Origin of the sequence: Micrococcus sp. (assembly GCF_034179925.1) — a bacterium.
Taxonomy (GTDB): domain Bacteria; phylum Actinomycetota; class Actinomycetes; order Actinomycetales; family Micrococcaceae; genus Micrococcus.
In genome coordinates this window covers 41,000-47,954 of the sequence record NZ_JAXFPG010000010.1, presented here as the reverse complement: position 1 = coordinate 47,954, position 6,955 = coordinate 41,000, and the positions used below count along the sequence as shown (strand labels likewise).

At 72.9% G+C, this 6,955-nt stretch carries 5 protein-coding genes and 1 pseudogene; 2 read left to right on the top strand and 4 right to left on the bottom strand.

Features of this window, described 5'->3' with window-relative positions; translation table 11 throughout:
* The 4 genes and pseudogenes from SPI96_RS02165 to SPI96_RS02150 all read right to left on the bottom strand — a co-directional run.
* Positions 1–224 (bottom strand): annotated as a pseudogene (locus tag SPI96_RS02165) (gamma-aminobutyrate permease); the annotation flags it as partial.
* 86 nt (positions 225–310) lie between these two features.
* Complete coding sequence (locus SPI96_RS02160; protein WP_321080727.1) at positions 311–1,480, bottom strand: hypothetical protein; 1,170 nt, start codon at positions 1,478–1,480, stop codon at positions 311–313.
* The gene (locus SPI96_RS02155) at positions 1,477–2,025 is read right to left on the bottom strand and encodes an NYN domain-containing protein (RefSeq protein ID WP_321080726.1); all 549 of its coding nucleotides are present in this window, start codon (positions 2,023–2,025) and stop codon (positions 1,477–1,479) included. The genes SPI96_RS02160 and SPI96_RS02155 overlap by 4 nt, the downstream gene beginning before the upstream one ends.
* Positions 2,026–2,427: 402 nt before the next feature.
* Positions 2,428–3,840: an aldehyde dehydrogenase family protein gene (locus SPI96_RS02150; RefSeq protein WP_414601893.1), complete on the bottom strand. Its 1,413-nt coding sequence runs from the start codon at positions 3,838–3,840 to the stop codon at positions 2,428–2,430.
* Positions 3,841–4,281: 441 nt separating this feature from the next.
* Here SPI96_RS02150 and SPI96_RS02145 point away from each other — a divergent pair, with 441 nt between their 5' ends.
* Together SPI96_RS02145 and SPI96_RS02140 are read left to right on the top strand one after the other, a co-directional pair.
* On the top strand, positions 4,282–5,082 hold the full coding sequence (locus SPI96_RS02145) for a hypothetical protein (RefSeq protein WP_321080724.1): 801 nt from the start codon (positions 4,282–4,284) through the stop codon (positions 5,080–5,082).
* A complete protein-coding gene (locus tag SPI96_RS02140) occupies positions 5,082–6,896 on the top strand; it encodes a hypothetical protein (RefSeq protein ID WP_321080723.1) in 1,815 nt (604 codons plus the stop codon). The genes SPI96_RS02145 and SPI96_RS02140 overlap by 1 nt, the downstream gene beginning before the upstream one ends.
* Positions 6,897–6,955 lie beyond the last annotated feature (59 nt).

Below are 6,955 nucleotides of genomic sequence, written 5' to 3'. Positions count from 1 at the left end.
AGCAGGGCGCCTCCGGGGCCGGCGGTGGCGATCGTGTTGCCGGAGGCCACGAACAGGCCGGTGCCGATGGCCCCGCCCATGGCGATCATCGTCAGGTGCCGCGGGGCGAGGGTGCGGCGCAGGCCGGAGTGCGTGGAGCCGACGTCGTCGGGGCCCGCACTGGGCCCGGTGGAGGACGACGGCGGCGGGGCCGCCGAGGAGGCGGACGGAGCGGTGGTGCCCACGGAGGACCTTTCACGGGGAGGGAGGGGACGCGAGGCGGCTCCCGGAACCCGTCCGGCACCGCCGGGGGGACAGTCTAGGCCCCAGGTCAGCGGGCGATGCGGCCAGTCACCAGGCCCACGACGCCCTCCAGCGGGCCCCTCTGCCAGGGGCGGGCCCGGACCAGCCGACGCCACAGCAGCGGCAGCAGCACGGCGGCCACGATCAGCACCACCAGGTTGAACCAGGTGTCATCCGTGCCGGCGGCGTTCACCCACGGGCCCGGGCCGGGCTGCAGGGCCCCGCCGAACACGGTCCACCCACCCACAGCCCACCCCAGATACGCCTGATGCGCCACATACACGGACAACGTCATGGACCCGGCCACAGCCAGCGGGTCCGTGAGCCACGGCAGGTGGGCCGGCACGACGGCGGCGCACAGCCCGAGCGCCAGCACCACCAGGCCCCCGGTGACGGCGACGTCCGCCAGGGAGGCGGTGTACGGCGTCGGGAACTCCCCGATGTGCCAGCGCGACCATGCCAGTCCCGCCCCGGCGACCAGCAGGCCGGCCCCCGCCCAGGCCACCGCCGTGACTCGGGCGACGCCCTCGAAGCGCACCACGGAGGCCACAAGCACCGAGCCCAGCAGCGCCCACGCCAGCAGCAGGGGCAGCCGGTATGGGCCGGCCGTGAGGTAGGAGGCCGTCCACATCAGCACCTCCGGATCGGTGATCTCCAGGGCCGCCCCCACATTGCCCAGCTGGGCGCGGATCGGGGCCGTGGCCTCCTGCAGCGGGGCCAGCCCGGCGCTCAGGTGCGCGGCCACCGTCACCGTGCCCAGCGCCGTCAGCCACACCCCCAGCGCCACCCCCACGAGGGCGAGCACGGCACGGCCCACCCGCGGCAGCGCCCCGAACACGCCCATCGCGAGCGTGACCAGCGCCAGATGCCGCAGGATGTCCACCACCTGCGCACCGAACAGGTCCGCCAGGAACGCCGCCGCCCACAGCGCCAGAGCCCGCACGGCCGCGAGCACCAGGGTGCGCCCGGCCCCGTAGCGGCGACGTTCCAGCGCCGAACCGACACCCACGAGGGCCGCGAACAGGGCCGCCGTCAGGAACTCCGAGAGGTTCAGCACCCCGGCCGGGCCGCCCGAGGGCGCCGTGTGGGCGATCATCATGGAGACCAGGGCCAGGCCCCGGGCCACGTCCACCCACACGAGACGGTGACGCGCGGGCAGCCCGCCCCGCGTCTCCGCCTCCACCGGGGCCGGACTCACAGGAAGTCCAGCGGGTTGAACTCGTCGATGTCGATCACCCGCAGGCGAGGCAGCGGAGAGTCGAACGCGGCGACCTCGTGCTCGAGGTCCCACACCTCGATCCCCGGGATCGTCCGCAGCCCGTGGGCCACGAACTCGTCGAAGCCCACCACCGCGGTACGCCGGCCCTCCGTGGCGGTCAACGCCGTCATCTGGGGGACGAAGTCGGCATCGTGGCTGGCCAGGACGACGTCCGCGTCCCGCCCCAGCAGCGCCTCGGCCGTGCGCTGGATGCCGAGGTCCACAACCTTGCCCTCGCCGCGCAGCAGGATGGGCCGATAGCCGAGCGTGGTGAGCGCCTGCACGAAGTTGAAGGGGATGTCCCCGTCCACCGCGAGGAAGAACAGGGGCTTGACCGACTGGCCCCAGCGCTCGCGGATGTGGGAGAGCAGGCGGTTCCAGCGGGGGCGCTCCTCCGGCTGAGGGCGCCGCTGGAGCACGGAGTTGCCCAGGGTTGCGTCGATGTTCTCGCCGTCCACGAGTAGGTAAGTCTGGCGCTCGCTCATGCCCCGAGCCTATCGCCCCCACCCCGGGCGCTCCCGTTCGAGAAACGGGAGGTGTTCCGGGTGCTCCCGTGGACGAAACGGGAGGTGGCGGGGTCACTTCTGTTCGAGAAACGGGAGGTGGCCTCACCGCCCATCCCGGTCCGTCCCTATGAGTGTGACTGAGGTCGAGCGGCTGCGGGAGGCAGGCGTGGACGGGGTCATGACCGACCGCACCGACGTCGTCGCGGAGGGCTGACCGCGGGCGGGAGCCCGCCGCCGTGCTGAGGCGTCGGCGCTCCCGTCTCTCACGCGGGAACAGCTCCAGAACCTCCCGTTTCCCACACCGGAGCGCGCCCGGCGCCTCCCGTTTCTCGAACGGGAGTGCCCTGGGGACCTCCCGTTTCCCGAACGGGAGCGGGTGGGTCAGAGCATCCTCGGGATCGTCTTGCGCTTGAGCCAGCCGTGCGGCGGGTACACCGCCTTGAGCGTGTCCACCTGGTCGGACTTCGTCAGGGCCGGGCGCAGGTGCGAGAACGTGTCGAACCCCGCCTGCCCGTGGTACGCCCCGATCCCCGAGGGCCCCACCCCGCCGAACGGCAGGGTCACCATGCCCGCGTGGATCAGCGTGACGTCCGTGCTCACCGCACCGGCCTGCACCTGATCCTCGAACGCCCGGTGGTACCGCAGGCTGTCCGTGAACAGGTACGCCGCCAGCGGATGCGGGCGGTCCGCGATGAAGTCCAGCGCCTCCTGGAACGTGTCCACGCGCAGGATCGGCAGCACCGGCCCGAACAGCTCCTCGCGCATCAGCGCCCCCTCCGGGCGCACACCGTCCACCACGGTCGGCTCCAGGTACCGCCCCGCCACGTCCGCCCGACCCCCGACGACGACCCGCGCCCCCGCGCGCACATCCTCTTCGAGCATGTCCACCAGCCGGCGGGTGTGCTCGGCCGAGACCAGGCGGCCGTAGTCCGCCGACGCGGACGGATCCTCACCGTAGAACTCGCGGATCGCCGTCGGGAGGTGCTCGAGCAGCTGCCGGTGAGCGACCTCGCCGACCGCCAGCACATAGTCCGGGGCCACACAGGTCTGCCCCGCATTCGTGAACTTGCCGAACGCGATGCGCCGTGCCATCGCCGTGGCGTTGCGCGAGGGCGTCACCACTGTGGGGGACTTGCCGCCGAGCTCGAGGGTCACGGGGGAGAGGGTCTTCGCAGCCGCCTCGTAGACGATCCGCCCCACCCGCTCCCCGCCCGTGTAGAGGATGTGATCCCACGGATGGGCGAGCAGCGCCTGCACGCAGTCCCGGCCGCCGGACACCACGGAGATCAGCGCCGGGTCCAGGTACTGCGGCAGCAGCTCCTGCAGGGCCCGGGCCGTGGCCGGGGCCTTCTCCGAGGGGCTGACCACCACGGTGTTGCCCGCGGCCAGCGCCGGCACGAGCGGACCCAGCAGCAGCTGCACCGGGTAGTTCCACGCCCCGATCACCAGGACCATCCCCTTGGGGCGGGCCCGCACGTGCGCGGATGCCGGCTGCAGTGCGAGCGGCACCTTCGCCGGGCGCGGGTCCATCCAGTCCGTCAGGTGCAGCACCGCGTGGTCGATCTCCGCGCGCACCGTGCCGATCTCCGTGAGCCGCGCCTCCGTGGGCGACTTGTGCAGGTCCTTCGCCAGTGCGTCCAGGAGCCGCTGCTCGTTCTCCTCCAGCATCCGCTTGAGGCCCTTGAGTTGGCGGATGCGCACCTTCCGCGGGTGCGCGGCCCGGGAGCGGGCGGCGGCCCGCAGACGCTCGACGGCGGCGTCCGGCTCCTCGGGCCGGGCACCGGCGGAGGGCATCACCGGCAGCAGGGAGGTGTGCGGGGCGGTGTGCAGGGTGTCGCCGGCGTCGCCGGTCTCGGAGTCCCGACCGTCCGCCGGGGCGAGTGCGGCGGCCTCGTCCGGGTCGGCGGCGTGCAGCCCGTCGGCCTGGGCCGGCACACCGGTGGGAGCAGCCCCTCCCACACCGAGCGCCCGGCGCGGGCGGGCACGCGCGGGGCGGCCGGCGTCGTGATCGGGGGATGGCTGGTCGATGGTCATGCCCTCACCGTAGTGCGCGCCCCTTCCAGGGGCCCGGGTTCCCCGACGAGGGCCCGTCTTCTCTTCACGGAGAGAACTCACAGGTTTCCGTCAGGTTTAATGGTATGCCGACACCCTGCACAGGGTGTCGGCGGCCGACCCTGCGGCCGCAGCCCTTCCCGACGAGGCCACACTCGTGCTTTCCCGCTGAAAGAGACCACTGTGACTGACCAGAACCCCCAGAACCCCGCCGACCCCGCCGCGGGGTCCACTGCGGCGGCCCCGGCCGCCCCCGCCGTGGAGACCCCGGCCGCCCAGCCTGCCGCCGACGGCGCCCCCGCCGCCGCCGAGACCCGGCGCAACGGTGCCCTGGACGCCCTGATCGCCTACCCGGCCGCCTTCCTCACCGTGCTCAAGAACCGCCCGCTCGACGCGCTGCGCCTGGGCCACGCCCAGGGCAACGGCTGGTGGCTCCAGCTGCTCCTGCGCAACGTGCTCGCGGCCCTGTTCCTCGTCGTCCTGATCGGCCGCACCAACGGCACCTTCGTCAGCTCCGCCGACCGGCTGTTCGGGTTCCGCTCCTCCCGGTACTGGTACCTGCCCTTCGAGTATGGCCTCCAGCTCTTCCTCCTGGCCCTGGTCCTGTTCTTCCTCATCGACCTGGTGCGCGTGAGCACGCTCCACCTGAGCTTCCTCGTGTCGAAGTCCGGCGTCCCGTTCTCGGCGAGCGGGCAGATCGTCGCCACCGCCTACTCCGGCCTGGCCTGCATCACCCTGGTCGGCATCCTCGCCCTGCTCCTGCCCGGCCGCGGCCTGATCGGGCCCATCGTCCTGGTCGGCCTGTTCCTCGTGGCCGTGTTCTCCCTCGCCGCCGAGCTGCTCATGTACATCGGCGTGAACCGTCGCCACCGCTTCACCGGCTCCCCCCTGATCCCGTTCGTGGCCGGCTTCGCCGGATGGATCCTCGGGGTCTGCCTGGTCACCTACGTGTTCATGTCCGTGCTCGAGGGGATGGTCAACTGATGCGCGCCCGCAGGATCCTGCTGGGGACCGCGCTCGCCTCCCTCCTGCTCTCCACCGGCTGCGCCTCCGTGCAGACCCAGCTCACCGTCGAGGAGAACGGCTCGGGCGTCCGGGAGATGGGCGTCGTCGTCACCTCGGACAGCCTCGCCGAGCAGGGCGTGAAGCCCGCCGACGTCGAGGCCTCCGTCAAGAAGCACCTGCCCGAGGAGCTCTCCTACACGGGGATGACCACCCAGACCGAGGACGGGACCGAGTCCGTCGTCCTGCGCTTCCGCCTCGAGTACGACAGCCTCGAGGACTACGAGACCAAGGTCGAGTCCCTCCTGCAGGACTCCGGGGTGGACCGGGACGCGACCATCGTCCAGACCCGGAGCGACTCGGACCTCGTCCAGGGCGTCCAGGTGCGGGAGAACTTCACCTCCGACGAGCTGCTGGGCTGGGTGACCGACGGCCTCGAGTCCGACGGCGTCATCGACGAGAGCGACATCCAGCGGGACACCCCCCAGGCGGAGGACACCGTCACCGTCGGGGGCAAGGAATACGAAGCCGGACATGGCGCGCTGAACGTCCAGGACGTGAAGGACTACGGCTTCGGCCGCGCCGTCCTGCGCCTCTCGCCCGCCGGCGAGGACCGCTACACCGCCGACCTCGAGCTCAGCGGGCAGAGGGAGTCGAACAAGGTCACCCGCGAGCGCGTGGAGAAGTACTTCGCCGATCGCCTCCCCGAGGGCGCCTCCCTGGAGCCCGCCTCCCAGGGCTCCGGCCGCGGCTACCGGGTGGCCCTCGGCGAGGGCACCCTGCCCGAGCTCGCCGAGCGCCTGCAGAAGGTCACCGGCGACGACGTGCACCTCGAGCGCACCAGCCGACCGGCCCAGGGCGACCCGCTGGCCGTCGAGGAGGTCCTCTCCTACCGCATGCCGGCCACCGAGCTGCTCAGCCCGCGTGCCGGCGACTACGCCGTGCAGGTGAGCCTCGGCGGCGGCGAGGGCTACTCCGACCCGTCCTCCACGGGCCCGGAGGGTGAGCTCACGAGCACCCGACGTCTGGACCTGGCCCGCTCCCAGCAGCTGGTCACCTTCCACGGGCTCGACGACGTCGAGGTCGCCGCGACGTACGGGGTGGCCGCCGAGGCCGCCGACGACGCCGTGCGCGAGCGCCTGCGCGAGGCCCTGCGGCCCGCCCAGGGCGAGCTGTCCGAGGAGGAGAAGGACGGGGAGCTGCAGTTCACCGCCCGCTTCCGGGGCGCCCCGGAGCAGGTCACGCAGCAGATCCAGGACTACACCGGCCTCCCCGCGCGCATCGACGTCGAGGAGATCGAGGGCGGCCTGCGCCCCCGGTCGCAGGTGCAGGTGAACGTGTCCGCGCTGGACACCAAGCTGCGGGAGGGCGAGTCGACCCAGCACGGGCAGACCGTCCAGCGTCCCGCCGGCGCATCGATCGAGGAGGACGACGTCCTCTTCGGCCGGCTCGAGGGCGACCAGGTGGTCTCCACCAACAGCTCCGGTGTGGTCTTCACCGTGCGGACCGTCAGCCTCGGCTGGTGGATCGCCCTCGGTGCGGCCGCGCTGGTCGTCCTGGCGCTGGTGGCGTGCGCGTTCATCTTCCGCCGGAGGATCGCCGCGGGCCTCAGCGGTGCCTGGGGGCACCGCGGCCAGGTGATCGAGCGGGCCCGCACCACGGCCGGCTCCGTCGCCTCGGCGGGTGCCGCCGCCAGCGCCGCGGCCGGTGCCAGCTGGGCCGCCGCCCGCTCCGGTGTCGAGGGTGTGGAGGACGGCCCCGTGGACGGCGAGTTCCACGAGTCGCAGATCCGCTGACCCCTCAGCACCGCCCCGGCCCCTGGGCCGACCCCATGCGACGGCCCCTCACCGGTGCT

Excerpts from the sequence above, each read along its gene's own strand:
- SPI96_RS02155 (WP_321080726.1), bottom strand. The coding sequence starts at position 2,025 with ATGAGCGAGCGCCAGACTTACCTACTCGTGGACGGCGAGAACATCGAC.
- SPI96_RS02140 (WP_321080723.1), top strand. The coding sequence starts at position 5,082 with ATGCGCGCCCGCAGGATCCTGCTGGGGACCGCGCTCGCCTCCCTCCTG.
- SPI96_RS02150 (WP_414601893.1), bottom strand. The coding sequence starts at position 3,840 with ATGCCCTCCGCCGGTGCCCGGCCCGAGGAGCCGGACGCCGCCGTCGAG.